A 26181-nucleotide genomic window follows, 5' to 3' on the forward strand; every position below is an offset into this window, starting at 1 on the left:
CTATTGTGGTCCGGTGACCTTTCGCGGCGATGATCCCGGCCTCGACCTGGCAGCGCTGCAGGCACTGCGGCCTCCCACCGGTCGCACCGACGCAGTCGCTCTGACCGTGATCGGTGATCGGATCGGCGAGCACCTGCGCCGCCACGACGGATATCTCGCGTTCTCCGGCGGCAAGGATTCCCTCGTCGTCCTCGACCTGGTCCGCCGGGTCGAACCCGACGTACCGGTGGTGTTCTTCGACAGCGGTCTCGAATACCCCGAAACCTACGACTACATCCGCGATCTCGCGCGGGATTGGTCGCTGGATGTGCACCGGATCCCAGCCGATCCGCCGCTCCTCGACGTCCTCTCCGCCTCCGGGCTGTGGGACCACCGCGCCAGCAGTCGCGTCGGCGCGTTGCCGGATCTGCACGAGGTGTTGATCAGTGGACCGTCGCGGCGAGCGCACGCACTGCTCGGGCCCGGTGAGCTGTGGGGTGTGCGGGCGGACGAATCCGCCGGCAGACGTGCGATGTACACACGAGGTGGCCGGCGTGACGGGATCGTCGAACGTATCGACGGAACGACCGCGTACGGGCCGATCTGGAATTGGAGCACCGCGGAGGTCTGGTCCTACATCCGGCGACATGATCTTCCCGTCAATCCCGTCTACGACAAGCTCGTGGCCTTGGGGGTTCCCGAACGGCACCAACGGATCTCACACATCATCGACGGCAACCACCTCCAACGAGGCCGGCTGACCTGGCTGCGGCGCGGATGGCCCGCCCTGTTCGAACAACTCGCCCACACACTGCCCCGCATCAGGCAGATGACCTGATCCCTGTCGAACCTCTGCAAGCTCTGGCGGTTTGTCAGCTCAGTCGTCGACGGCGTGTGTCATCGAGCATTGCCTCGGTCTTCCGGTGCGCCGTGCGGGTCTGTGTCCGCGGGCAGGGGCGGTAGCTCCGGCCATCTGTCGGGAACTGGTGGCCGGTGATTGTTGTAGGAGCCTTTGCGGATGAGGTACACGAGGAAGTAGCCCCCGAGCAGTAGTCCTCCGAGCGTGGGGACAATCATGGCGTTCCTCTTTTCGCGTGTTCGTTCTGCGGTTTTGTCACAACATGATCCATGCGAACGCGGAGAACGCGAACAATGCGCCGCTCACGAATGCGAAGGCAAAGTATCGAAGGGCAGGAATCAAGGCCCCTACCGCCGTCGCGAGTGCGGTGAACAGCAGTATCGGCACCAGGAAGAGTTGAGGAAACCAGTGCCAGGACGACGGGGCTATTCGCCCGCTGAAATTCCAGGCGATTGCCCCCAGCACGACGCCGATCAGTATCTGCGCGAGCGCGAAAGCAGCGTGCGCGAACCTACGCACGACTGCGTTGTCGGTCGGTGATGTCATCTGAGTGCGGCAATTCTCTGTGCGCGTCAACTGTCCTGACCTGCCTGCGGATGCCCTGGCCTGCGGAGACGCCTTCGGCACCAGAGCATGGGGCTCCGGTGCCGAAGATCAGTCAGCGTAGGTGATTCACCACTCCTGGTAGAGGGTGATGAACCGCTGCTCCCCGGGCTTGGGTACCGACAACTCGAAAGCGACATACCCGCCCTGAGCGACAGTTTCGTCGATCAACTCGTCGACGGTGGCGTAGATGTCTCCGCCGTCGTTGCCGTGAACACTGCCATCGCCGAGCTCGACGTACCAGTACTGCGAAGGGATCGATTCGAGCGCGTTTCCGATATTCCACTGACCAGCGAAAGCGGTCTCACCGTTATCGAGGACGATACCGGCGTAGTCACTTCCGGAGTACGGAATCGCGGCAGAAGCTGCGCCTGCTCCGGAGAGTGTGGCGGCGGCGATTCCTGCGGGGATGATCGCCGCTGCTGCAATAGCTTTGAACGTGCGAGACATAACTGGCGCCCTTCGTTGGTGCGTCGAGCCGGACACGATCGCGAACGCAATGTACGTGTTATGTCCGGTTTCAGGTAAGGACAGTAAACGGCACGGCGCTAACTTTCAGCAACCAGACCGATCGGTTCGAGATTAAGCTCACACCAAATCGTGAGTGCCGTTGAACGCTCAACAAAACTGCTCGACAGCGATGGCTACCTCAACGCGCGAACAAACGAATTCCGAGGCGACTATGAAGCGTTACTGCCCCGGCGCAAGGCTGCCTCGACAAGGCGGACATAGGAAGGTGAATCCGCAGGAACCGCTGGACGACGTTCGGAGATGCGAAGTTTGGTGGCCAGATCCGCCAGTAGTTCCAGCGATGGCGCGGAGAGTCCGTTGGCTGCAAGCAGTAGGGCTCTGTGTGCCGGGTCGTCGAGTCGCTCGGCAATATCGGCGTCGTCGACGTGAACGTCACCGCTGGCTGCGACGGGAACCGAAACGGTGAAGAAGTAGCCACGCGATACATCGAAGAATGCCGCGAGGGCGTCGATGACCTCGTCGGACGGGCTGGTGCGGTGCCCACAGCGCAGTTGAGAAAGGTACGGCTTGGAGATCCGGCAACCATGTTCGACAAGGCCGCGCGCGACTGCCGAGTTGGTGAGGTTCGGGTCCGCGGCGGCGAACAGTTCGTTCAGGCGCGTGCGGAAAACGTTCCCGCTCGCCGCGTGTCCCGCGGTCACCGAGACTGTGTCTTCGTTGACGGACGTCATGTCCGCAGCTTATTGGAGAAAGACTCGAAACCTCGGAGGTCGGTGTAGGTGGCGGCGACGAACGCAGGCTCCTGGCACCCGCCCAGGCTGTATTCCGCGTCTTTCGCTTGTAGGATCGTGGCACTGCGGATCCACAGGATGAGCCGGAGGTTTCACCCCTTGTCGGGGGTGCCTCCGGTTTTCTGCTGTTCGGACGTAGTTCCCGCTCTCCGTTTGCGTTCTACAGCCGCCTTTTTCGCCGCTTGCCGCGCCGCGATCCTCTTCTGATCCTTCTCGGTCAGTTGAACGGGCGGATCTTCCGGCTCGTCGACCGGTCGGTAGTTCGCGAGACCGAGCTTGATGTCCGGGTGGACCAACAGTTCTGGTCGGCCTTTTCCGTCGATGAACGGCATTTAGTTCTCCTCGGTGATGTCTCGTAGTTGGATGATGTTCCGCCGGCCGAACGACCCGTCGGGGCGCTGGTAGCGGCCTTCGTGCGAGCTGACGACCTGCCAGCGCATCCCTCGCGGCAGCAGATGGGAAGTGTCGTCGACCGAGTCGGAACCGCCGAGGTACATCCCGCGTGCGGTTTCCATTTCGAAGATCACTTCCCGATCACCCACGACCGGGTCGAGTTCGTGGATGGTGTGGGTGGACATGGTGAAGCGGTCGAACTCGATGCGCGAACCGGGCTGCAGCGCCCTCGGCAGGTTCGCGGATTGTTCGGGCAGCGAATGCGGCACCGAGACCGCGCAGTACACGACATGCCCGCGGTCGTTGCCTCGTTCGGCGGTCTGGATGGCGCGGTCGATGCGCTGAACCTGCGATCGGGTGTGCTCGTCTAGCCCTTGAGCATCGCCGCGCGCAGCGGTGAGGGCTGCACCGGTCGTCTTCCATGTTGTGGGATCGGAAATCAGGGCCTCCACGGCTTTGTATCCGATTCTGGGCAGCGCTGTCTGGGTTGCGTTTTTGGCGACCGATCGGGCTTTGCGTTGCCGCGAGGACAGCGGAAGCCGAATCGCGTCCGGAATCGGCAAGGTTCGGCGTTTGCGTTCATTCACCTGCGTGACCACGGGCCGGGGGAAGGCGCGTTCGAGGTCCTTGCGGGCGCGGGTGAACTCTCCTGCTTCGACCATCCGATCGAGATCGCGAGCGGAGCTGCGGTCGAGAGCACGGTCGTCGAACTCGTCGACGGGGCGGTAGCCGCTCCGTTTGGATACAGGGCTGTTGTCTCCGCCGGCTTCCGGGTCGAGGTGCGAGGGGCGTTCGGTGTCTGGGCTGATCGAATACGCCACCCGGTCCCCCTTCGCTGTCGGTCGTCCCCCTGCGAATCGCCTGGGGTTGTGTACGCGTGCGGCGTGGCAGGCTTCAACATCCCAGTTGGTGCCTGCCACGCCGTTGCCCGCCTCTGGACGGGTGCGCTGAGGGTGTGAGTCGTCCGGCGACCAAACCGTCGTCACACTCAGCGGGCCGATGCATTGCACCGGACGGGGTTCAGCATATCTGTTGCCGCCGACAAGGGCACTGCTCGACGCGAACCTCTTACTCCTCGGTGGCTGCAGCGACCAGTATTGCGCAGCAGGCATCGTTGTAGCGGCGGAGCAGTTCGGTCATTTCTTCGTCGGGGTGAGCCAATTCGGGGAGATGGCTACCTTCGCGGATCGTGTCGTTGGTGAATCCGATCTGTTGGGCGCATTCCCGCAATGTCTTTGCAGTCATGGGTTTTTCGTCGAGTTTGCGGGTGAGGTAGTCGGTGAATCCGCCGATGCTGTGTCGCAGGTTCTGAATTCCGCTGCCCCCGCGGCGTGTTGAGGTCGTCTCGATCCACTCGGCAAGCTCTGCCAATGCGTCATCGTTCTGCACTGCTGCGCGTAGGGATGCGTCGAGAACTTCCGGGTCGGCCATGTCGGCGCAGGGATAGCCGTGGCGGGCGAAGATGTCGGCGAGTTCCAGGTTGGCGAGGTCGTCGTGGCGACTCCACCACCATGATGCGCGTAGGTGGACAGAGCCCCGCGATGGTGGTGTGGAAGCGGTGTCGGTCATGTGCTCGTGAACCTTTCGAGGCCGGGGTGTTTGTAGTGGGTGGTGCTCGGCGGTGGACAGGGCAATGTTCGGCTGAGCGTAGCGCCGCAACGCCTCCGGGGTGTCCCGCCGAACTGCGCGACCCTTGCTTATACGAAAAGCAGGTCGCCGCACCGGCCGACCGGATGAGTGAACATCGGGCCGGGACCGCGGGTGGGGAATGCGGTCGGGAGTCAGGTGTGGCGACCTGCTTTCTCGTCGCACACTGAGGTTAGATCACACCCCCGACAGGTTATTGCCCTTCCGGCGGGCGGGATCTTCTATCGCGCGTGTTCACGCATATTGCATGGACGGGCGCCACGTGATTCCCCCGTTGAGCGGAATTTCGGGAGGGCGATTCCGGCGTCTGCTGATGAGTTGACGTAACGCGGACGCTTCGTCGCGTTCGACGATGTCGCCAGGGAAAAGTCCGGCGAGCTTGAGAATGCCATGAAATTCTTTTGGCACCCACTGAGTTTGGTCGTCCGGAATGTAGTCGGATTTCCAAATTTGGATAGGGCCTTGCTCGATGACGAGCTGGTAGACCGTGCGAGATCCGAACCCGCGCACCACTTTCAGTTGCTCTGGTGTACCTCGCCGCTGCGGTATGTAGTCATCTGCGAATCCGGATTCGCGGGCTGCTCCTGGTGTGGTGAAGAGGGTGGCTTTGCGCGGACCCTTCAGCCAGGGTGGCGGGTTGTCGAGATATCGGATCAGTCGTTCGGCGGTGGTGAATCCGTCGACGGGGTGTGCTGGGAAAACTCCGCCGCATGTGGGGTCGTCGAGTTCGTCGATCGATCCGGGCCGGGGTCCGTTGACCGGCACTGAGCCCTTGATCGATCGACCGAAGCGGAAGCAAAAACGCCCGTTGTCGATCGCTTTGGGCAGGGGAAGATGTACTGCCGGCCACACTCGCCCGTCGATCTTCCACTTGACGGCTTTTCCCGCAGCGTCGAGTACGACATGGGAGACGCGATTGTCGTATGCGATCGTTTCGGCGATGTCGTCCGGCACCCCAACCCCTTTGAGTGCCCCCGCAGTATTGGTAGGGCCGGTGCCTTCGTAGCCCACGGACGCGTTGTCGAGCGCGACCCAGTCTCCGAGTCCTGCGCAGCGAACAATGACGTTCGGAGCGCGTAGGTGTCCGTCGACGACGAACCGCGCGAAAGGCTCTTCGGAGAGGTACACGACGTCGGACGCCTCGAAACCGGCGATGATTTCGGTTATCGGCCCGTGGATTCGAACGTAGTTGATGAACGGTCCACCGGTGAGCCGTCGGATCTCGTAGCCCGTGTCCGACACTACGATTCCTGCACTTTTGGCGTCTTTGACGAGCGCATTCAAGGTTGCCCGGGGCATGCCCAGGTGGCGGCCGACTTCTGAGATGGTGATGCCGTACTCGTCGCGGGCGCGGTCGATGAGCGCCCCGACCTGCAATCCGTGATAGCGAGCCTGTGCAGCACTGGCTTCTCGGAGCGACGAACTGAGCTCGATTTGGCGAAGCATTCGCTCACGTGCATCTTCCGGATCATTCATATCGATACCGTACACGAAGAAAGACAGACTTTTGACATTCTACGTAAAACAAATGACATAAATCTGTCACTGTTCCCGATTTTGGCACGTCAGGCGACCGGGTCGACGGAAACGCGGTGCGAGTTACGCAGTTTCGGATTCGTCTGACGCCCGGTGCAGGTATCGCATCGTCCGCAAGCGCTGCCGTCGAGTTCGGGATCGTCGAGCTGGCGGCGAAGGAAGTCCATGCGGCATCCGTCGGTGTTCTGGTAGTCGATCATCGCTTGCTGCTCGGCGCTTCTGGCGTCCTCGAGTCCTTCGAATCGGTGGGTGTCGTATGTCCACGGTGTTCGTGTGCGGGTCCAGCCTCGGGAGTTTCGCGCCACGACGCCGTCGACTTCGAGTACGCGAAGGACCATGTCGACGCGGTTCCTGTGGAGCTCGATTTCCTCGGCGACAGCCTTGATCCTTCGAGGCGTCTTTTCGTCCAGGGCGTCGAGGATCTGTGAGACGACGTGTTCTCGGGGGAAGGCGAGGGAGCCGAAGTAGTCCCAGATCGTGCGGTCCTCGGCGCCGGGGATCAGTATCACGTCGGCGCGCTCGGTGGCGCGGCCGGCGCGGCCGATCTGTTGGTAGTAAGAGATCGGGGAAGCCGGGGCACCGACATGGATGACGAATCCGAGGTCGGGTTTGTCGAAGCCCATTCCGAGTGCCGATGTCGCAACGAGCGCTTTGACGTTGTTGGCGAGAAGATCCGCTTCCATAGTTATGCGTTCGGTGGGGTCTGTTTGGCCGGTGTAGGCACTGGCTTTGTGTCCCAGCGCGGTGAGTGCTTCGGCGAGGTCTTGTGCCCCACGGACGGTGAGGGAGTAGATAATTCCTGATCCGGGCAGTGTGTTGAGCCGGTCGGCGATGTAGGTTGCCCGGTCGATGTCCTCGTCGAGGTGTACCACCGACAGGTGCAGGGACGGGCGGTCCAGTCCTCCGCGGAGGACGAGAGCGGTGTCGTCTCCTCCGTTTGTTCCCACACCGAGCTGAGCAGCTACGTCGGCAATGACTCGATCGTTCGCGGTGGCTGTGGTCGCGAGAACCGGGATGCCGCCGGGGAGTTGGGTCAGGAGCGCGCCGATAGCGCGGAAGGATGGCCGGAAGTCGTGACCCCAGTCTGAGATGCAGTGCGCCTCGTCGACGACGACGAGCCCGGCGTGTGCGGCGAGGAGCGGAAGAATGTGTTCACGAAAATGCGGATTGATCAGTCGCTCTGGGCTTATCAGGAGTACGTCCAGGGTGCCGGCGGTGAGGGCGGCGTGGATGTTGTCCCACTCGTCGAAGTTGTCGGAGTTGATCGTCGGTGCGCGCACTCCCCCTCGTGTGGCTGCGGCAACTTGATTGCGCATCAGCGCGAGCAGCGGGGAGACGATGATGGTGGGCCCCATGCCGCGTGAGCGGAGCAATTGAGCGGCCACGAAATAGACCGCGGATTTTCCCCACCCGGTTTTCTGCACGACCAGGGCACGTCGCCGATGTACGACGAGCGCTTCGATCGCGGTCCATTGGTCCTCACGCAGAACAGCGTTCGGGCCTGCAAGGGCACGCAGTTTCGTTTCGGCGAGTGTACGTAGGTCCGAAGTCTGATCGTCGGGCACGCCTGTGGGCCTCGGAGTTGTGCACAGTGGGCAGTGGTCCTCGTTGCCTTGGTGTATCCATCCCGGTTCGATGCTGGCCGCGATGTCGGCGCACGTCGATGCGTAGGTGGCCGAGATTTCACGGCCGGTGCCGCAGCTGTCGCAGGTCAGTGTGATCGACATCGACATGTCAGGGAAGCTCTCGGTTGGGGAATTCGTCCCAGATTCGGCCGTCGAGTTCGCGGCCGGCGCTCTTTTTGCCGACTTTTCGGACGGACTCAGCAGGTTCGAGGCTGAATTCGTGGAAGTCGGAGTATCGAACTCCGGTGAGCGGTGCCCATTCGCCCCATTGCTTGAACAGGAACGCGACACCGGTGTTGGCGGCCTGGTCGCGTAGTGAACGCGCCCATGCCGGGTTCATGGGTCTGGCCTGCGGTCCGGATTCCCCTCCGACGATGATCCAATCGAGAAAGGTGCGGCAGTCGTCGAGGTGCTCGTGGACTGCGCTGCGCAGAATGCCTGCAACTTCGGCGTTTTCCGCTACCGAGGTTGCGCCGTGGGGCCGGCAGAGGTTCGCGTTGGGTACGAGGAACGGCCACAGCTCGATCGGACCGAGAAGTGGTTCGGCGGAGATGAATCGGACTGCCGCGGGGGTTGCGAGTAGTTCAGGGATACGGATGTCGGCCCATTTTTGGTCCTCGGTCGAGACGCCCAGCCACACATTTTCCAGAGGCCACAGGTCTTGAACGGCGACGTCGACGATGCTCACGAGATCGTTCGTCAGGTCCAGAGCGCGGGCGGCGTCGCCGACCTGTCGACGAAATCTGCTGGACCGCAGCAGTGAACGCATCCGGGCGGGCCTTTTGGTCAGTATCTGGAAGGTATGCCGCGGCGTGGCTGCCATCACCGCCCACACCTTGGCGATGTATTCGTCGGGGATGTCCTTGTGGAACAAGTCGGAGGTGCTGTTGACGAAGATCTTTCGGGGCCGCGTCCAGCGGATGGGCTGGTCCAGGCGCGCGGGCCACAGGGTGACGTCGAAACCGTTCGGGTACGCCTTGGTTCCGGAGAACCGATGTGCGATGTTTTCGGCGTAGCAGTGGTCGCAGCCGGGTGAGAGCTTCGTGCAGCCGCTCACCGGGTTCCAGGTGGAGCCGGCGGTACCGTCCTCGCTGCGAGTCCATTCGATGGCTGTGGTGTTTCCCATGGTCAGCTCTTTTCCCCGGTTTCCGGCTCGCGGGTTTTTCCTGACGCTGGGTCGCCGGGGGTGGGATCGCCGGCAGCCGGGCGACTGCTCGCACGTTCTGACCGGGTCGGGCTCAATCGCACATTCACGTACACCACACCCGCCAAGACCAGCATGATCTGCATCCCGTAAGCGTGAATGAACGTGTAGTGCAGCGGATATCCCTGCGGCACCTCGGCCCTCGGCCCTATGGATATCCACGCTACGAAAAGCACAGCGGCGACGACGCCGTCGTACCACCGGATTGCCCGGACGAAGTTTTTGATCGTGGTGGCCATATGTGTTGTCTCGCTTTATCGGTTGTCTGTGTTCTGGTTCTGTTCGAGTTCGGCGAGGAACGTGTCAGCGCGTTGTCCGTTACTCAGTGCCAGACCTGTCGCCATCGCGGTGGCCGGCGACTTCCCCGCACTTAACCGCAGTACTGCGTACAGCACCGCTGCCGCCAGAGCAGCAGCCACGAGGTCGGAGACCAGGGATTGATTTATGGTCACGATCTGAAGCGTGGCGAGGGCGGCAACGAGAAGAGCGAAGGTCGCGAGGATCAGAAGGCGCAGACGAGGGACGTCGGTCAGCGCGAGGTTTCGTTTGATGGCGCGCAGTTCCCGCGTGTGGGTGCCCGCGTCGGTGCGGGAACGCTGAGCGAGGTAGCGGTCGTGGAGGGTGTTGGTGGTGATGTTTCCGGCGCGGACGGCCTCACCGAACAGCAGCGACGTCAGGAGGCGGTTCTTTTCCGTGTTCGCGCGAGACGACGTCACGGGAATTCGGCTCGACCATTCGATCGCGTTGTCTGTGCTCTCGTCCGAGTCGCCAGATGTCGACGTTTCGAAGCCGACGAGGATCCGGTCGGCCTTTTGTGCGTGTTCCATCGCAAGGCCCCGCGGATAGTCTCGCCACACCACGTATGCGAAGCCTGCGACCACTACGAGCATCAGGTAGATCTGAGGCATCGATTGCTCCGCCGCCACTTTGACGATGGTCAACCCGAAGAAAGCGAGGAACGGCGCCATGATGGCCGCGACGCGATACTGCTGGTACCTGATCGAGGATTTGGTGATGTTGCGTCGCAACTTCTTCAGCTCGGCACTGGCATGCTCGAAACCTTGTGCCGTAAGCAGTCTTTGATGACGCTGCTGCAGGGTGTCGTGGCCGACTTCCCCGTTGTGGAAGCGGACGCCGAATCGGGCGTGGTCGATGGTGCGGTCGAGGATCTGCGCTGTTGCGGAGCTGTGCATAGTTTTCTCCTACCTGGATGGGGTGTGAGTGCGGGGGCGGCGATGTGGTGGCCATACGAATCCGGCACGTTTGAGGTGCGCGAGGCTGTTTCGACGGGATCTGTAGTCGCTGGCGGTTCCGGGGAAGGTGGTGATCAGGTGCCCGGCTTTGTAGATGCGGGGGTGTCCGGAGCGGCTGTAGCGGATGAGGAATCCGGCGTGCTCGAGAGCGCGCAGAATGGCGCGTGTGTCTTTGTCCCCGCCTCGGTTCTTCCTCGTTGACGCCATCATCAGCTCATCGACAGAGGTCAGGTAGGTGGCAGCGTCGACCACATGGGGATGTTCCCGGTCACGACGCCGATGATCAACCCCGCCGCGATGACGACGCCGCCGGCAAGCTGGATCAGCGCTGATACAGGTCTCTCGCGCACCGCGGCCGAGATATCGCGGATGATCCACCACGCCATGACCGCAACTGCCGCAGGCACGATCAGTGTCGATCTGAGCCTCTCTCGCACCGTGGTATCGCTGGCGGTGGCACCGATTCGTGCCGCCGGGAGTTCGCGTGAATTCTTCAGTACCTGAGTCTCTTTCATTTTCGTCAACTACTCCGCGGCGAGCTGATCGGCTCGCTTGCTGAGCCCGTGGTTCGTTGCCGCGCGCGGCGCTGCGTGGCCTTCGGTACGCGAGTGGGCGATGACGGTGCGTCCGACTTCGAGTGCGCTCAGGTACCGATCGGCCATGTGGGCGCGATGAATGGCCAGGGAAGGTGCGAAATGCTCGCGGACCAACATCCACATCAACATTCCGCTCGCCACCGTGCTCAATATGCGCAGCACCACATCGTCGCGGTCGGGCACTGCAGCGGCGATGAAGACGAACCCGATCACCAGGGCAGCTACGGTCACTGCCGCACCGAGTTGTCGCTGTGTCCTGCGAAGAGATGTTCCGGCGATGACTCTGGAGATCCGTTCGAGCCGTCGACCTTGCTTTTTCGAGTGAGGTACATCGAGGACGCTCTCGTATCTGCGGCGCAAACTCTCGGTCGTGACATCGCCGCGCAGGTATCGGACACGGAATTCAGCGGCAGCGAGGTTGGGTCCGAGGCTGGACGGCGTTCTCTGGTGAATGGTGTCGGTCATCGTGGATGTCTCCTTCGCTATTTTTCGGTGCAGGCGGTGCGGGCGGCAGCGACGTCCCCGGCGGTGACGGCGAGCTGGTACGTGGCGGCGACAGTCAAATATTTTTCGGCGTATTCGCACTGAAACGCCGCATTGGACGGGAGCCAGGTGTCGAGACCTTGATCGGACTTCGACTGGTTCGCTTTGCCTTGCGAGGCAAGGAGGTTGAGGTCCGTGTCGTTGGCGAAGTTGATGCGTTTCTGCGGTGTCCATGCCGATGCTCCGGCGTCCCAGGCCCGCGAGAGCGCGAATGTGTGGTCGATTTGAATGGCGGAGGGATTCGAGGTGGAGAACGCGATATCAGTCCCGGTGTACGGGTCGTGGAGGGTGCCGGCAACGACTTTGCAGTCGCGGGTTCCGGGCTTGAATTGAACATCGACAAGTTGAATTTTTAGGACGTCATTACGCGTGTCACAACCATTTCGGGCTAGCGGGCCCTCGTATTTATCGGTCCACGCTGTTCCGAAAACGCAATTCTCGCCTGTGCCACAACCTCTTTCGTAACCGGGCACGTTCGGGAGCGTGTCGACGACGGTCAGGGTCCCGATCAGTTGGTCGAGGCCCGGGTTCGTCGCCTCCTGAACCGCGACAGCAGGTGCCGTTGTCGTTGCAGCTGCAGGGGCCCACTGCACCCCCGAAGCGACCCCTGCGCATCCGGACACCGCGGCGACAACGAATCCCGCCAGCGCGAAGGAAGCGGCACACCTCCTTTTCATCTCGGGTCCTTGGCAGTCCGGAAAGATAGTGCGCTTCGCAATCCGGGTGGCGGTGACCAGATCAGTGCCGCCAACACTGCCGCGAGAATGAGGATCCCGGAGACTGCCGGCCACTGGTAGAGAGCACTGAGCGGGAGTGCGACGATGGCCGCCAAGAAAACTGCAAGCTGGAACCATGTCGTCGGTGCGGGTGCCCTGCTCATCGTGCCCTCTTCTCGTGTGCGGTGCGGCGCAGTTCGAGATCGCCGCGTGAATGTGGGGTGGGTGCCTTCATCGCGTCACTTTCTTCTCCGCTCGGGGAAAGGGCTGCCGCTCCCATGTATCCGGGATGACCGGGGTACGTGTATTCGTCGAGGAACAGCACTTTCATCGGCGCTGGGGTTGTGGTGGCTGGCGGGGGCGTGTCCCACGTTCCGGGTGTGGGCAGCATCAAAACCTTCTCGCCGCGGCGTGCCGTATTCACGCCACCAACGGAAAAGTCCTCCACGCTTTGCGTTTTCGCTCTCCTCCTGGTCGCGGAGTCGAAAGTGGATTCCGACCGCCAGCTACGCGGATCAGGTTGATTGTCAGGTGCTTGGGGCATGTTCATCATCGGCTCCGCTTCTCGTTCGAACCGGCAGGATCGGCGGTCGGGGGGTTCCACATCAACTCCGCTGCGGAGGAGCGTCCGGCCAACGAGAGTCGGGCCGTGAAGTTGTCCCGGAACGACGGCGACATCGCGGTGCTCATGCGGTTTGCCTGATCGGCGCAAGCATTTTCGGGTGTCCGTAGGAGGATTTTCCAAATCCAGGCGGACCGATGATCGGAGAGTCCTCTGGTATCGGGGCGCAGTCAGGATGAGTCCCTGAGTCGAGGTTGAAGCGGAATGTTCGGCCTGCTCGCGCGATGCGTTCGTACTGCGTCAGAGAGTCGTTGGGTGAAGGTGTAGCCGAGTCGGTCATGTTGCCCCCTTGGGTCGTGGTGGTGTCGGGTCAGCGGAGGGTGGATGCTGCGACGGTCATCCACAGGTCGGAGAGGGTGGAGGTTGTTGTGGCCCCGTCGTACTGGACCGAGTGGAGGACTTCGCGGAGGTCACCGTCTCGGCCGGTGACGGGCAGCGGCGGCGATGACAGGACGATCCCGGTTCGTCCAACGAGTGCCGGATCGACAGCGTGGCCGTCGATGTCAGATGCGCTGATTTTGAAGCGGGAACCTGCGGGTAGGCAACGCAGTTCGTATTCCTCGAATGCTGCGCTGGCGCTGTCGGCCATCATTTTTTCGATCTCGGCCTGCACCCGCTCGGCGTATCCCGGTGTGTCGCGCTTGGGGTTGGCGGTGGAATCACTGAAGAGTGCGACGACGTTCGAATTGCTCATCTGCGGGCTCCTTGACTGTGCTGTGTGAGTACCGCGCAGCGGTTCTTCCGGTGTCGATACAGTTCGGGGCGATCGCTGTAGGTGGTAGCCACCTTCGGTGTAAGGGCAGGGGTACTCGTTCAGTCCGTTGCGCTTGAGTTCAGGTGTTCGTGCGGCTTTGGCGTCTTTACGGCTGAAGTACAGGCGGGTGTGGCAGTGGGTGCAGGTGCGCCAGCGGGCGGCGGGGTTGTGGGATTTTCTGGCCACGGTGGTGACTCCTGTCCAGGTTGACGATCTGTGGATGGTTATGCGGCGCGGGTGATTTGAAGGTTGAGCCAGTCCGATATCCAGGTGATGGCGTTGCGGCCGGCATTGTCGACGACGAGCGATCCGTAGCTCTGATGCGCGCCGGAGGTGAAGAACTGGGCGACGTCGAATCCTTCGCCTACCAGCTTGGCGAGATCATCGGCGCCGGGTGAGGTGGCCATGGCGGTCAACGAGTTCGTCAGGCCCGGGAGGTCGAGGGTCTGCGCCTGGCTGGTGATGCTGGTTGCTGCGGTGGTTGACTGCTTGCCGAGCAGCGAGGGATCGGTTTTGGTGACCTTCCCCGAAAGCATGTTCGTGGCCACCGACGCGAGGTCGAGGCCGATGGGGAGCAGTCCGGCAACGGCGGCGAGGTTGCCTTCGAGGACGCTCCAGCCGACTTCCTGGATCTGCCCGACGAGGTTCGCGAGGCGGATGACGTCGACGTTAGCGAGGATCGAGGTCACCATGGCGGCGATCTGGGCGTATCCGGAGGGGTCCGGGATGATCGAGAGCACCTGCGAGACCCATCGAAGATCCACACCTGCCGCCATTTTCACCAGCGGATTGAACTGGTTGTTCAGATCTCCGGCGATTTTGTGGGCGCCTTGGACATCCAGGGCTGCGATTTTCTGGGGCAACAGGTTCAGGTTGTTCAGGATCGCGGGGAAATCGAGTGACGTCACTCCGGTGGCGACGGTCAGCACCTGGTTGACCACGACCGACGGCTTCAGGACGGAGAGGACGCTGCTGGCGTTGCCGAGGACATCGCCGGGAGTCGATGCCAGGGGTGCAATTTGTCCGGTCAACGAGTCGGCAGCGAGAGCGAGCGAGGCGACATCCGAGGACGTGCTCGGCGCCGACGCGGTCCCCTTGTTGGCGAGGGTGGTGGCGGTGTCGGCGATGGTGTTCACCGTCTGCAACGCCCCGGAAAGGTCTGACTGCCCGGCCTTGGCGAGGACCTCGCTTGCGGCGTTCTTCGGCGAGCCCGCGGGCTGGGCGGCGAGCTGACTGGTCGCGGCGGGATTCGCTGCGCCGGAGGCCAGGAGATCAGCCATGGGGCTGATGGTTTTGCTCAGTTTCGTTGCGGTGTCCGCGACCTTGGTCAGATCAACGTTTCCGTTCGAGAGCTGGCCGGTCAGGTTCGAGACCTCAGTACCCAAAGCAGGAAGATCTGCGGCCGAGAAATCTGATGTCAGTGCGGTTGCGACGCGGGAATTGCCCCCGACACCAGTCGTGTCCGCACCGCCGGCACTGGGGGATTTGCTCAGGATCGATCCGAGAGCACCGAAAAGGGTGTTGTCGCCTTTGTTGATCGAGCAGTACATGTCTTTGGGATCGCAGATCGAGGCCACTCGGCCGGAAAGCTTCCCCATTCCTTGGGGCCGCGGGTCGGCGATACCGTTCCCGGCGGTGCGGGGTCCGACGACGGCTTCGCCCTTCGTCCCCGATCCAGGATCGGCGAGCAATGCCACACCGAGTACACGTTCAGGAGTGACCGGTCCGGAGCCGTTGCCGATCGCGGATGCGAGATCGCCTGCGACATCAGCGCCTTGGGAGTAGCCGGTGATGGTGAATTTCGTGTTCGAGCATTTGGCGGCGATCTCCGACAGCACTGCCGTCGCTTTGGTGAGACCGTCAGATTTGCTGTCCGCGTACGTTTTTCCGTTGTCGAAAGCACGTGCCATGTACGGCAGCGTGTATGCCTGCACGGTGGAACCGTTTTGCTTCTCGACAGCCTCGGCAATGGGGGCGAGCATGCCGGTCGGCTGGTTGGGATCAGCGTTTTCGTCAATTTCCCAGGTGCCGGGGATGAACAGACTGAATGTTGAAGGGCAGCTGGCGGGGTCTGCGTGCGCGATGGCGGGGACTACTGCAAATGCAGTACCGCTCAGCATGGCTGCGGCCACCGCCGCCGCGAATGCCCGACCTGTTATCGACCGTTTCGTTGTCATCGGACCTCTCACACTGCTTCAACCAGGACTTTTGGTTGTCAGTCTCGAGGAACATCCGTTGAGCGACAAGGACGTTTCGCACGCGGTCGGGCGTGTCGCGGTCGGCGGTGGAGGTCGTGAACTTCGCAGGTCAGTGCGAAGCGGAGTTCAATTCTTCCTGCCGTGCGGTCCACCGGCGCAAGAACTCCGCCTCTGTTGCCTCGTCGACGTCGATGGTTCGGTGTGCGAGCCACCGGAGATAGAGACGGTCGTTGAGCTCGTGGGAATTCGTGCCGGGGCGGTCCGCTGGTTCTTCCAGTCTCCGTCCAATGCTGTATTCGAGCAGGTACGGGAGTGTTCGCCCTGGTCCGCCGTTGCGTTCGAGCGTGTCGATGACGTGCGGGAGAACTGCGCTGGTCGTGACCGCTCTCAGCCGTTTGAGCACCACGTCGAGTTCTGAATCGGGATCCAAGTCTCCGAGCGCGTCAGCGAACTGATCTGTGACCTCAAGCAATTCGGTGAGGGTGGTGACCGCGATCTCCACTTTCCCGGTTCCGAATTTGACTGCTCGATCCGGGTTGGCTTCTTCATTCACTGTCATGGTCTCCCCTGGTTTGGCTGTGTCGGTGAACAGTCTCGCAGGAATTCGCCGGCCATCGGGCGTGCCGAGTGGCCACGAGTGCCCATCGAATATTGGTGCCAGCCGAGTGTGATGCCGAAAACCACTGTGTGACTCACTCAGCGGGACGCGGGTCGAGCTATCAAGCAGAAGCGCTATCTGGTCGTTTCTGCAAGGAATTCGACAGCTGTCCGAAGGTCCGGCAGATAATTTTTGATCACGCCATGAATGATTGAGGGGTCCAAGCGAAAATACTCGTGAATAGCGAGGTTTCGGAGACCGACGATTTTGCTCCATTCGATGTCTGCAGCAAGCGCTTTCAATCCCGTATCGATACCGTTCGCAGCCTCACCGATGATTTCGAATTGCCGAACGATCGCGTCGAAAGCCATCTCGGCGTCTGTCCCGGTCAACTTCGCTCGGTACCGCTCGATTTTGGTGATTGCACCAAGGATGTCCTGGCATCGATCGAGGTCGCTCCGCCTCACACATCGACCATATCGGCGTAAGCGGTCTCGGTGACAGCGTCTTTTGCGATTCCACGGGCCACGACGTCGACGTGTGTCCCGAGTAGCTTCGTCAGCTCTTCGCCCAGTCCGAGCATCGACATCAGCTGTTCGTAGTCCGGTCCGTCGATGGTCACCATCAGATCGATATCGCTGTCGGGTCCTGCGTCGCCGCGTGCCACCGAGCCGAACATCTTCACATCCGAGGCCCCGTAGCGGCGACACACGGATTCCACTTCGGCGCGGTTCGATCGCACGACAGATTGCAGGAGCACACTGTATGCAGATGCGCTCATGTGCTGTTCCTTCCGTGCGATCGAGGTACAGCGATGATAACTCCCCACCGGTACTCGGGTCGTCACGTCCAGTCGATGTGGACTGATTCGATGGAGTCGAAGTGGAATCCGAAATCGTTGCTGTACTGGTCGAATCCCTTGTTCTCGGGGTAGTCCAACGTCGCGTGACGCTCCAGTAGTGCGACGACTCGTGCGTGGTCGTCATTGGCGAGGGCTGCTGCGAGTTCGCGTGACTCTTCCGCGGTGAACGGGGCATCGGAGTTCGCGAAGTCCAGTGTGCGGACGCGGTAGTCGTAGCCCTCTTCCGACCCGTTGCGCACCGACACTCCACCTTTGACTCGGATCGTCGCTTTCTTCGGGGTGCCGTCCGGGCGCAGAACGCCGGCACGCTTCATGACGTCGTCAGCTTTGACCTTCTTGAGCTTCTTCTTCGCATCGGCGCGCAGATCGTTCGTCTCCCCTGACCGGTACCGGGACACGGCCGACGGTGAGCGGCCGATCTTCTTGGCCACCTCCCCGATCCCGCCGAGACGCTCGATCGCCGCGCGGCGTTGCGCACGCTCGGCAACATCCGCGTGCGGGACGCGGCCCTGTTGCGCCCACCGGCGCAACGTGCGATCCGAAGGCGGTTTACGGCCGGCGTCGATCGCTGCCTGGCGCAGACCCTCGTTGCCGATCTCTTTACGCACTTGCCGCACGGACACCTTGCTGGTGAGCCCCGCCAGTCCCCCGGATTTCACGGTTTTGGACTTCTCGACTCCGCTGGTCGCGGCATTGGAGACGGACACCTTGAGCCCATCCAGGCCGACGGCCTGTTGCACGGGCTTCTTCGACCGCGGTTTAGGGAGATGCAACGCCATCGCTACTCCCCTTCCTCGCCTGGTGTGAATGCGCCCTTGATGGCGAGATTCATTTCGTGTGTGTCATCCGCGCTGGTGAACGCCTCGATCAATGCTTCGGTGAGGACAGTACGTTTCTCCACGGACATTTTGCCGAGCGCGTCACTGTCGTCGGCGACGTCTTTACCGTCGGCGAGCAGGTAAACCCAGGAGTCTGTCACCGTGCGCACCGGCCATCGACCGGTTTCACGCGCAATGCGCATTGCGACCCTGCGACCACGCCAGCGGCAATGCGCAATGATCGACGCCCGCCAGAGCGGCTGATGGTGATGTTGCATCTGTTTCGCAGTCCACATGTCCGGGTTCACCATTCGCCCGATGTAGCCCTTGTAGCAGGCGCCGAGGAACCGTTTCATCGCAACGTCGCCGGTCTCGACTGCGACCTTGCGGCCCTCGCGCAGGATCTTGGCCCACTTGTCGAGAGCGCGCCCCTGCTCGGGGTAGACCCAGGCTTCGACGATGTCGAGATCGTCGAGTTCAGCGCCGATGCCGCCGTCCACAACAGAGGCTTGCAACGCGTCCAGGCTCACGGACGTGACCCACGTCTGCACAGGCTGATCAGCGAGCATGTGCGGGTGCGGGAGTGGCAGTTTCGCAGGCAACGAGAGCATGTTCCCCGCAGGCAGCGTGATGCGCCACAGCCCGAAAGGTGCACCTTTCGCGCCCGATGCTGCTGCGCTGACCGCACTCTCACCAGTCAGATGGCGCGGTTTCCCGTAGCCGAATTCGAGCATGCCGGCCGAAGCGAGATACGCAGCCCGCTGGTCAATCGAGACCAGCTGCGCCGCGCCGGTGAGGTCCTCGGAATCGCAAACCCGTGTCCATCCGACCTCGGGCTCGAGGTCACCGCGGGGTTCCCCGTTGAGCGGCGGGATGGGGCCACCGGTCGTGACCGCAATTCCCTTGCCGCTGCGGGTGCGTTCGCGCTTGATCTTGTCCAGGACCGCAGCACCGGTGCGTGCGGGGGTGGGACCAGGCAGGACACCCAGGTAGCGGGCGCACCACGACAGCCGTCGTCCGAGTTCGCGGGCTGCCGACAGGTCGTCGTCCGGGAGGTACGTGCCGGCGGTGGGAGATCCGAGGATCCCCATGTCGCCGACGCGGTTGTTCCAGCCGAAGTCCTTGTTCCAGTAGGTCCACACGTACGGCTCGATGAAGATGTCGACCATCGAGGTGAAGGTGCCGGTCGTGCGCGAGAGGTGCACGACGTGGCCGGGATCGCCTCGCAGTTCCCACCCCGCGGTGAGCATCGGTGTCAGCGTGGCCTGGAGTACCGCGGTGAGTTCTTCGGCAGCGCGGGTGCGCAGAACTTCCATGTCGTCGACGTCGTCCTCGTCGCCCGGGTCGATGATCCAGCCGAACATTTCGCATGCGTCGATTCCGACGACCCACACCTGCGCGGGGGCACCCAAGGGTGTGAGGGTGGCCCAACGAATCAGTTTGTCGAGCTTTTCCACCGAGTCCACCGGCCCGGTGAGCTTCTCACCGGACGGTGTGTAGGAGCCGGCGGCGGTGACGATGATTGCGTGCCCGTCCGCATCTCCACTCGCGGCCGGCAACACCGCAGCCGCCGGTGTTGCCGAGTTCGTTGCTTCGGATTCTTCCGTTGCGGGTGTTGCTGCAACAGGCTCCGGGGTCGTTGCGGCGTCTTCATTCTCCGATGCCGCGGTTGCCTCAGCGGCTGCACTCTTCTCCTCCGTTGCATCGGCACCCACAACAGCGTCCGCAACGTCTGCACCTGCGGTTTCAGCCGCTTCTTCTGCGGTGGCAGCAAGGTCGAAAAGCGCAATCTGCTCCGCACTTTCTGGTGAGGACTCGCCTTTCCGGTTCATCAGCTGTGCACCAACTGGGCTTCGAGCTCGACCTGCGGATCGCCTTCGTTGCGTCCGTCGTCGTTGCGCTCACTTTCCAACGCCTCACGAGCGACGTCGTCGAGGGCCGGCAACGGCGGGATGGTGAACCCGGCCGCAATTGCGGCATCTTCTGCCCGGTTGTAGCGGCGCATTGCGGTACTTGCAGCTCGAACATTGGTGGCTTCGGCCAGTTCGGCGAAGGTCAGATGCGGCTTGTTGATCTTGAGTGCCGCTGTCTTCTTCACCATCGGATCGAGATCGGAGCGGTCGATGAATGCGAGGAGCTGTGCAACCGTCTGAGACTCAGCTGGTACCTGGTCGCTGACGAATTCCGCCGAGTCCGACTCCGCCTCGATCGGCGTTGCGCCGGTTGGCGCAACAGGAGCAACGACCGGTGCAACATCGAGATGCGCATCAATGCCAGGTGCAACGTCGTCGGGAGCAATGTCAGGTGTCGTCTCGGCCGGTGCATCGGCGGATCGGGCGGATGCAATGCGGCGGATGAGCCACCATCCCGCGGTCAACCCTGCGGCCAGGATGATGACCACAAACGGATCCCGGACGATGAGAGCTGTCAGTACTGCAAGTGCGCCGACGACTGCAAACCCGATCCGCGACTTAGCCGAGATCATGCCGTCCGTGAAGGTGGGCCTGGACGCGGCGCTTTCAGCGTCGTGCGTAGCGGCAACAACAGACGCAACGTCTTCAACTGCTGCAACGTCGACGTTGGTCTCGATCGAGGGAGCATCGAGACCCGCATTCGTAGCGACCGTGTGGTCGGCCGCGCGAACGAGTTCGGAGTATTGCGCGTGTGCCGCCCCGATTGCCTTGATCAGAATTCCGACGCCGTGAGTGAAGGCGAGGACCAAGACGGGCGGGATGATCGCAATGGCTGCTGCAACGGCCGGTGCCAGCGGAACGAACCCGAGCACTCCCCCGCTGTCCACTGTTGCTTGCGCCGCAACGGCGGCGTGAAACGCGTGATAGGCGTTGCCGAGGATGCTGATCGCGACGACGCTGACGGCGAGTGCGATGTAGAAGCCTCGGTCGCGCTTGTTCATGTTGAGCTTGCTGATGATGACGATGGCGATGGTGGCGCCGAGGATGGCGCTGTCGACGATCGCGGGGAAGATCCAAGTCAGGTGTTCGGGGATCAGTGCTTGCCGTGCGAGGTCGCGTTGCACAGCGAAGGAAAGTACGAATGCGCCGGTGGTGATACCGAGCGCAATGACGATCGCGAGTGCCAGTGCGGCGAGCAATGCGCCTAGCTGAATACGAGCTGCCCGAAGGCTAAAGTCGGTCATGACTGGGTTCTTTCCTAATTGGTGTGTAGAAGCACGGACCGACGGGCAACAACGCTCACGCTGGTCTGCTGTTTCTGCGGGTGCACTGCCAGGCGGACTCCAGGGTTTTCCCGGCGCATGCGACGCCTTCTGGAAGAGAGGCAGCGCCGGGCAGTGCACCATTCGGCGTGGTGAAATCTCGTGGTACGAGCCCGCCGCAGGGATGATCTCTTCTTCTGTGTTCCCGAGCCGTGAGCTCTTCGGCAGATCGAGCGCCCTGCGGTGCGCTGGTGTCACGAACGGCTGGTGAGATGACGGACCGTCGAGTCCTGCAATTAGGTCGCCGCGTGCACCACACGGGTTCGCAACCTGCACATCGACATTGGGAGGCGCGGTGGGACTGTACTGCGGAATCGATTGGGCCGAAAACCATCACGACTTCGCGATCCTCAACGACCTGGGCGACGTCGTGAGCCGGGGACGAGTCGACAACGACGCTGCCGGGTTCGCCCGGTTGCTCGAGGCATTCGCCGAAGCCGGCGACACCGCCGAAGATCCGATCCCAGTCGGGATCGAAACCGATCACGGCCTGTGGGTTGCCGGACTGCGCGCGAGTGGCCGGGTGATCTACCCGATCAATCCGCTCGCGGCCTCCCGGTACCGGTCCCGGCATTCGGTCTCCGGATCGAAATCCGATTCCGCCGACGCGGTCATGCTGGCGAATATCGTGCGCACCGACGCCGTCGCGCACCGCCCACTGCCGGCGGATACCGACAGCGCTCTGGCCATTCGGGTTCTCGCCCGCGCCCAGCAGGACGCCGTCTGGTCTCGGCAACGCTTCGGCAACGAGATCCGCTCGCTCCTCAAGGAGTACTACCCAGCAGCTCTGGTCGCGTTTCAGTCGCTCGAAGACGGATTGACCCGCCCCGATGCCCGCAGCGTGCTCGCTGCCGCTCCGACTCCGACCGCAGCTGCCGCGTTGACCCGGCCCCAACTTCGGGCGGCGCTCAAGAGGGCCGGACGCTCCCGATTCATCGACCGCGACGTCGAACGACTGCGGGGCATCATGCGCGCCCCGGAGCTTCGCCAGCCGCCGCAGATCGAAGCGGCGATGGGAATCAGCCTGATGACGTTGCTGCGGCAATTCGATGCCGCCTGCGCAGCTGCCGAGACCCTCGCCGAACACGTCAGCATACTCTTCGCCGAGCACCCGGATGCGAAGATCATCACCAGCTTCCCCGGGCTCGGCCCACTCGCCGGCGCCCGAGTACTCGCCGAGATCGGTGACGACCGCACCCGATTCGCCACCGCTCGCGGTCTCAAGGCCTACGCTGGCGCCGCCCCGATCACCCGCGCCAGCGGGAAGAAAACCTTCGTCCTGCACCGGCACGTCAAGAACCGGAGACTGGCTGCAGCGGGAACAATCTGGGCATTCAGCGCCCTGCAAGCATCCCCCGGAGCCCGACGGCATTTCGACGCCCGCCGCGCCGGCGGAGACTGGAACCATCAAGCTCAACGACATCTGTTCAACCGATTCCTCGGCCAACTCCACCACTGCCTCACCACCCGCGAACTCTTCGACGAACTGCACGCATTCCCACCTCCCCTACCGATCGCGGCTTGACTCCTATACCCCGTGAGATGTCTTCCACGGGTTCCCGGTCGACGAAGCCCTGCCGGAGTGGGTTCCGGTGGGGCTTCTCTTGTGTCTTCACAACGATGAGAGCAATGACAGCAAATTAGCTTGTTAACATCCTGACTAGTTCGCTTGTCAGCTTTCCCGCTTGAGAACTTCGTCGATGCACTTGTTGATCTCTGCGTCCATCGTGGTTCCGAGCTGCGCGAGTTTCGCTTTGAATGCCGCCCGTCGTGCACGGGTAACCCGCGCGGAGACCTGCGCAGTGCGGGCTCCCGGATCATCAGTCAGATCGGGACTCGACGACGTTGCAGGCTGGACCTCTTCCGGCCGGGGTGTGTCGAGAATTTCGCGCTGTTCCACCGGAATGGCGGGGTGGCCGGTACGGCGAGCACTCAAATTGGATGCGCGAGGTTGCGGTTTCGTGGCCATTTCAGCTCTCCTCTGCCTTCAGCGAGGTCAGGATCGTCGTCAAATACTGCACATAGGTCTGATGAAGAACGGAGGCTTTGGGGGTCCCCCACTCGTCGAGCCCCTTCCCGGACTCCTGAGCCTCGGCGATGAAGGTCGCCCGCTGAACCGGAGGGTCGAGAAGCGGGACAGGTTCGGGGAGCTGTTCGAGAATGCTCGCCAGCTCACTACGCCAGTGCTCCATGCGCTTGGTCTGCTGAGCGTCGTTGATGATCGCAGCGACAATTTTCAAGTCGGCGTTGGTGTATTCCTGGATGATCTCGATCGTGTCGAGCAACCGGTCCAGTCCGTCGAGCGCGAATTGCCCCAGTTCAGCGACCACTACCAACCCGTCAGCTGCGGTGAACGCGTTGATCGGCAGCTGATCGAGGCTCGGGGGGCAGTCGATGAGGACCAGGTCGTAGCGGTCTTCAATTTCCGCGATCGCCTTCTTGAGTCGGCTTTCGCGGCCGGCCTTCATGGTGACCAGACTCTGGGCCGCGTCCGCGAGATCGTCGCTACCGGCGGGAACGACATCCAGCCCATCCCATTCGGAGGCGACAATCGCCTCGGACATGGGGGTGCTCTTGGCCTTGTCGAGGACGGTGGCCAGTGACCGCTCCAGAGAGCCTTGATGATCGGGGGCGAGAACCTTCGTCGCATTGCCCTGCGGGTCGGCGTCTATCACCAACACTTTGAGGCCGTGGTCTGTGATCGCGGCGCGCGCGATGTTGACGGTAGTCGTCGTCTTGCCGACACCGCCCTTCTGATTGGCGAATGCAATCGTCCTGGTCATCGGACTCCTTCGGGTTGACGATCAACTTCCTTCTGCCAACTTACACGCTTGTTAACTAATCAACAAGCGCACAACGCAACTTTCTCACTTGCCTGCTTGTTAACTTGCTAGCTTAATTGTATGCCAGATTGTCGACATGCGACCAAGTCGATTTGCGAGCAAGTGGACAGTGGAGAACGTATCCATGCAGCTCACTAACGCGCACTGGCCGAGGGTGGGCTGCACGTCGGGACATAACTCGGCAATCTGGCAAGTCAGCTTGTTGACAAGTTTGGTGCTATGTCGGCTCCAACTTCATTCCGAAACTCGTGTTACCTAGATGAAACGTTAACTTGCCAACATGATCACTTGTGAATGAGCGGGTTTGTGACCTTGTTGGCTTGCGGCCTTGCCGTCTTGCGAGCTTGTGGGTTTGTCGGCTTGCCTGCCTTGCTGTTCGAGGTTCGGCAAACCACCAGGGAGACGATGTGGGGTTGCCGGCACGAAAAAGCGGCCCATCTCCAGGGAGGTGGGCCGCTCTGACGATGGAGGCTTCAGTTCTGCGAGTAGTGGTACAGATCGATCCGCGAGGGAGCAAGGATGGGGCCGTACACATTCGCTCCGGAGCTGCCGCCTGGGGCCGCTGTAGCCAGGTCCAGCGAGCGCTGGAGACCGTCGCCGAGCAAGAGTCCGTTATCGAGGCGGACAGGGAGAACGGTGTTCAGTACCGGGGCAACGACGTGAGCGTTGCCCAGGGCCACAGTTTCGTCGCGGGTGAGGTCGATCTTGTTTCCACCAGGCAGGGGCGACACGGTGAACGCAGACGCAGCGCCGACGCCCACGGCGAGGGCAGCGCCCACGCCCACGGCTACTGTCGCCATTCGGATGGATGTCTTGAGCGTATTCACCGCTGGCCCTCCAGTTCTCATCGCCGCTTGTCGGTGACGTCTACATCTACCTGACCATGGCGAACGGTCCGTTTTCCAGCGGTGTATGTGACGACACATAACAGTTGTCCGGTCTGCACCTTATGCCGCTTTTTCAGTGAGCAGACTTGGACCCAACTAGTTAACAAGCTAGCTAGCCGACAAGTGAACAAGATGATCTGTTGCCATGTGGTCAAGCTGAATTGCCGTCACGTGACGTTTCATCAATGACTCTCCACAAGGGCGGATCACAGGACCTGATCCGCACTGAAAAACACTCGGCCGTGTGCTGTCATGAAAGACCGGCACCCGCGAAGGTGGTGTCTAGGGCGAAACCAGACAGTAGGGGAGTGCGCGGCGGGGATCCCCTCGGGCACTCACCGCGAGTCGGGCAGCAGGCCGCCGAGTCTCCGCCGGAAAGTCGAGACGGACTCTTCGCCACGACGATCTATCACTGTCAGGGCGAGGTCGGGGAACTGAGCCGCATCCTCTGAGTCGAAGAGTGCGCGGGCATTCGTCGCACATGTCGATAGGGGATGTTCGTCCCCATAACTCAATTGGATCGCCGCCGGCGGGACGAAACGTCCACCTAAAGCGCCATCCTTGGTTCGATCAGCGACGCGTGCACCCCACCAGCGAGAGAGAGCCTGTTCGGCCGCGACGTCGAAGGGAACCTCGACATCGATGATGTGAACATTCACGTACCCGGCACTGGAGAGCTGCTCGACAATCCGCACTCCTTCCTCTGCCCAGGTCAGAGTCCCTTCGATGATGAGGTTCTCGCGTCTGCTTATGCAACGACTGCGAATGTCCGCGACGACGTTGGTCGATTCTCTGTGCACGAGTGTGGCGAGTTCACGAGGCGAAATCGGGTAGCCATCCGCGAGTTTCCGTTCGAGGAGGTCGTCGTAGATGCCGTCCACTAGGGCGTGTCTCCCAATTGGCGTAGCCAGGTGAGAATTGCGCAGAGGGTGACGGCGGCTCGGTAGGTGATTGCGAGTTTGTCGTAGCGGGTGGCCAGGGCTCGCCATTGCTTGGCCAGAGCGAAGGATCGCTCGACGATATTTCGGCCTCTGTAGAGGTCAGCGTCGAGTTTTGGAGGTCTGCCACCGCGGCGGCCTCGGCGTTCGCGGGCGGCGATGGTGTCGCTTTTCTCCGGGATGACAACGGCGATACCACGGCTGCGGAGC

The 26181-nt window shown here is 62.1% G+C and carries 33 protein-coding genes and 1 pseudogene; 2 read left to right on the forward strand and 32 right to left on the reverse strand.

Annotated elements, in window-relative coordinates:
- Window positions 1-13 precede the first annotated feature (13 nt).
- Complete coding sequence (locus G8767_RS32365; protein ID WP_047270054.1) at window positions 14-817, forward strand: phosphoadenosine phosphosulfate reductase family protein; 804 nt, start codon at window positions 14-16, stop codon at window positions 815-817.
- A 59-nt stretch (window positions 818-876) separates the two neighbouring features.
- Here the strand turns inward: G8767_RS32365 and G8767_RS32370 are convergent, their stop codons facing one another.
- From G8767_RS32370 to G8767_RS32500, 27 genes and pseudogenes are all read right to left on the reverse strand, one after another.
- Window positions 877-1056, reverse strand: coding sequence for a hypothetical protein (locus tag G8767_RS32370; RefSeq protein ID WP_074447164.1), 180 nt, complete (start codon window positions 1054-1056; stop codon window positions 877-879).
- Window positions 1057-1093: 37 nt separating this feature from the next.
- Window positions 1094-1384: a hypothetical protein gene (locus G8767_RS32375; RefSeq protein WP_047270053.1), complete on the reverse strand. Its 291-nt coding sequence runs from the start codon at window positions 1382-1384 to the stop codon at window positions 1094-1096.
- Between the two features lie 126 nt (window positions 1385-1510).
- Window positions 1511-1891: a hypothetical protein gene (locus tag G8767_RS32380; protein WP_047270052.1), complete on the reverse strand. Its 381-nt coding sequence runs from the start codon at window positions 1889-1891 to the stop codon at window positions 1511-1513.
- A gap of 230 nt (window positions 1892-2121) precedes the next feature.
- Window positions 2122-2643 (reverse strand): helix-turn-helix transcriptional regulator, encoded by a 522-nt coding sequence (locus tag G8767_RS32385; protein ID WP_052959903.1) that lies wholly within the window; start codon window positions 2641-2643, stop codon window positions 2122-2124.
- A 152-nt stretch (window positions 2644-2795) separates the two neighbouring features.
- Window positions 2796-3035, reverse strand: a complete 240-nt coding sequence (locus G8767_RS32390; protein ID WP_047270051.1) for a hypothetical protein — start codon at window positions 3033-3035, stop codon at window positions 2796-2798.
- Window positions 3036-3917, reverse strand: coding sequence for a hypothetical protein (locus tag G8767_RS32395; RefSeq protein ID WP_047270050.1), 882 nt, complete (start codon window positions 3915-3917; stop codon window positions 3036-3038).
- A gap of 247 nt (window positions 3918-4164) precedes the next feature.
- Window positions 4165-4665: a hypothetical protein gene (locus G8767_RS32400; RefSeq protein ID WP_047270049.1), complete on the reverse strand. Its 501-nt coding sequence runs from the start codon at window positions 4663-4665 to the stop codon at window positions 4165-4167.
- A gap of 312 nt (window positions 4666-4977) precedes the next feature.
- Window positions 4978-6219 carry a MarR family transcriptional regulator gene (locus G8767_RS32405; protein WP_047270048.1) on the reverse strand — a complete coding sequence of 414 codons (1242 nt, stop codon included), beginning with the start codon at window positions 6217-6219 and terminating at the stop codon, window positions 4978-4980.
- Window positions 6220-6362: 143 nt separating this feature from the next.
- A pseudogene (locus tag G8767_RS32410) lies at window positions 6363-7844 on the reverse strand (RecQ family ATP-dependent DNA helicase); the annotation flags it as partial.
- Window positions 7845-8013: 169 nt separating this feature from the next.
- Window positions 8014-9030: a phage Gp37/Gp68 family protein gene (locus G8767_RS32415; protein ID WP_047270047.1), complete on the reverse strand. Its 1017-nt coding sequence runs from the start codon at window positions 9028-9030 to the stop codon at window positions 8014-8016.
- 2 nt (window positions 9031-9032) lie between these two features.
- Window positions 9033-9347, reverse strand: a complete 315-nt coding sequence (locus G8767_RS32420; RefSeq protein WP_047270046.1) for a hypothetical protein — start codon at window positions 9345-9347, stop codon at window positions 9033-9035.
- A 15-nt stretch (window positions 9348-9362) separates the two neighbouring features.
- Window positions 9363-10301 (reverse strand): hypothetical protein, encoded by a 939-nt coding sequence (locus G8767_RS32425; RefSeq protein ID WP_047270045.1) that lies wholly within the window; start codon window positions 10299-10301, stop codon window positions 9363-9365.
- Window positions 10302-10310: 9 nt separating this feature from the next.
- Entirely contained in the window at window positions 10311-10613 is a 303-nt protein-coding gene (locus G8767_RS32430) for a hypothetical protein (RefSeq protein ID WP_047270044.1), read from the reverse strand.
- Window positions 10589-10876 (reverse strand): hypothetical protein, encoded by a 288-nt coding sequence (locus G8767_RS32435; RefSeq protein WP_058228493.1) that lies wholly within the window; start codon window positions 10874-10876, stop codon window positions 10589-10591. The genes G8767_RS32430 and G8767_RS32435 overlap by 25 nt, the downstream gene beginning before the upstream one ends.
- Window positions 10877-10885: 9 nt before the next feature.
- Complete coding sequence (locus tag G8767_RS32440) at window positions 10886-11422, reverse strand: hypothetical protein (RefSeq protein WP_047270042.1); 537 nt, start codon at window positions 11420-11422, stop codon at window positions 10886-10888.
- Window positions 11423-11439: 17 nt separating this feature from the next.
- The gene (locus G8767_RS32445) at window positions 11440-12177 is read right to left on the reverse strand and encodes an HNH endonuclease family protein (protein WP_083291467.1); all 738 of its coding nucleotides are present in this window, start codon (window positions 12175-12177) and stop codon (window positions 11440-11442) included.
- Window positions 12174-12380 carry a hypothetical protein gene (locus G8767_RS32450; protein WP_047270070.1) on the reverse strand — a complete coding sequence of 69 codons (207 nt, stop codon included), beginning with the start codon at window positions 12378-12380 and terminating at the stop codon, window positions 12174-12176. Before G8767_RS32450 ends, G8767_RS32445 begins: the two co-directional genes overlap by 4 nt.
- Window positions 12377-12640 (reverse strand): hypothetical protein, encoded by a 264-nt coding sequence (locus G8767_RS32455; RefSeq protein ID WP_141695883.1) that lies wholly within the window; start codon window positions 12638-12640, stop codon window positions 12377-12379. Before G8767_RS32455 ends, G8767_RS32450 begins: the two co-directional genes overlap by 4 nt.
- A 125-nt stretch (window positions 12641-12765) precedes the next feature.
- Window positions 12766-12906 carry a hypothetical protein gene (locus G8767_RS32460; protein WP_155419192.1) on the reverse strand — a complete coding sequence of 47 codons (141 nt, stop codon included), beginning with the start codon at window positions 12904-12906 and terminating at the stop codon, window positions 12766-12768.
- Between the two features lie 242 nt (window positions 12907-13148).
- Window positions 13149-13532: a hypothetical protein gene (locus tag G8767_RS32465; protein ID WP_047270072.1), complete on the reverse strand. Its 384-nt coding sequence runs from the start codon at window positions 13530-13532 to the stop codon at window positions 13149-13151.
- Between the two features lie 284 nt (window positions 13533-13816).
- Window positions 13817-15769 carry a cutinase family protein gene (locus G8767_RS32470; protein WP_047270073.1) on the reverse strand — a complete coding sequence of 651 codons (1953 nt, stop codon included), beginning with the start codon at window positions 15767-15769 and terminating at the stop codon, window positions 13817-13819.
- A 130-nt stretch (window positions 15770-15899) separates the two neighbouring features.
- Complete coding sequence (locus G8767_RS32475) at window positions 15900-16349, reverse strand: hypothetical protein (RefSeq protein WP_047270074.1); 450 nt, start codon at window positions 16347-16349, stop codon at window positions 15900-15902.
- A 173-nt stretch (window positions 16350-16522) separates the two neighbouring features.
- The gene (locus G8767_RS32480; RefSeq protein ID WP_047270075.1) at window positions 16523-16855 is read right to left on the reverse strand and encodes a HepT-like ribonuclease domain-containing protein; all 333 of its coding nucleotides are present in this window, start codon (window positions 16853-16855) and stop codon (window positions 16523-16525) included.
- Window positions 16852-17169 carry a nucleotidyltransferase domain-containing protein gene (locus tag G8767_RS32485; protein ID WP_047270082.1) on the reverse strand — a complete coding sequence of 106 codons (318 nt, stop codon included), beginning with the start codon at window positions 17167-17169 and terminating at the stop codon, window positions 16852-16854. Before G8767_RS32485 ends, G8767_RS32480 begins: the two co-directional genes overlap by 4 nt.
- Before the next feature lie 62 nt (window positions 17170-17231).
- Entirely contained in the window at window positions 17232-18029 is a 798-nt protein-coding gene (locus G8767_RS32490; RefSeq protein ID WP_047270076.1) for a hypothetical protein, read from the reverse strand.
- Between the two features lie 2 nt (window positions 18030-18031).
- Window positions 18032-19900: a hypothetical protein gene (locus G8767_RS32495; protein ID WP_047270077.1), complete on the reverse strand. Its 1869-nt coding sequence runs from the start codon at window positions 19898-19900 to the stop codon at window positions 18032-18034.
- On the reverse strand, window positions 19900-21225 hold the full coding sequence (locus G8767_RS32500; RefSeq protein WP_080961131.1) for a DUF2637 domain-containing protein: 1326 nt from the start codon (window positions 21223-21225) through the stop codon (window positions 19900-19902). Before G8767_RS32500 ends, G8767_RS32495 begins: the two co-directional genes overlap by 1 nt.
- A gap of 373 nt (window positions 21226-21598) precedes the next feature.
- Here G8767_RS32500 and G8767_RS32505 point away from each other — a divergent pair, with 373 nt between their 5' ends.
- Window positions 21599-22828: an IS110 family transposase gene (locus G8767_RS32505; protein ID WP_047270078.1), complete on the forward strand. Its 1230-nt coding sequence runs from the start codon at window positions 21599-21601 to the stop codon at window positions 22826-22828.
- Between the two features lie 147 nt (window positions 22829-22975).
- Here G8767_RS32505 and G8767_RS32510 read toward each other — a convergent pair whose 3' ends face one another.
- The 5 genes from G8767_RS32510 to G8767_RS32530 all read right to left on the reverse strand — a co-directional run.
- A complete protein-coding gene (locus G8767_RS32510; protein ID WP_047270079.1) occupies window positions 22976-23272 on the reverse strand; it encodes a hypothetical protein in 297 nt (98 codons plus the stop codon).
- A 1-nt stretch (window position 23273) separates the two neighbouring features.
- On the reverse strand, window positions 23274-24086 hold the full coding sequence (locus tag G8767_RS32515; protein WP_047270080.1) for an AAA family ATPase: 813 nt from the start codon (window positions 24084-24086) through the stop codon (window positions 23274-23276).
- A gap of 533 nt (window positions 24087-24619) precedes the next feature.
- The gene (locus tag G8767_RS32520; protein ID WP_058228588.1) at window positions 24620-24973 is read right to left on the reverse strand and encodes a hypothetical protein; all 354 of its coding nucleotides are present in this window, start codon (window positions 24971-24973) and stop codon (window positions 24620-24622) included.
- Between the two features lie 395 nt (window positions 24974-25368).
- Complete coding sequence (locus G8767_RS32525) at window positions 25369-25914, reverse strand: zeta toxin family protein (protein WP_052959911.1); 546 nt, start codon at window positions 25912-25914, stop codon at window positions 25369-25371.
- Window positions 25914-26181, reverse strand: a 268-nt coding sequence (locus G8767_RS32530; protein ID WP_166813933.1) for a transposase, incomplete at its 5' end; no start/stop codon positions are given. The genes G8767_RS32525 and G8767_RS32530, both read right to left, overlap by 1 nt.

The organism is Rhodococcus sp. IC4_135 (assembly GCF_011602025.1).
Taxonomy (GTDB): Bacteria; Actinomycetota; Actinomycetes; order Mycobacteriales; family Mycobacteriaceae; genus Rhodococcus_F; species Rhodococcus_F baikonurensis.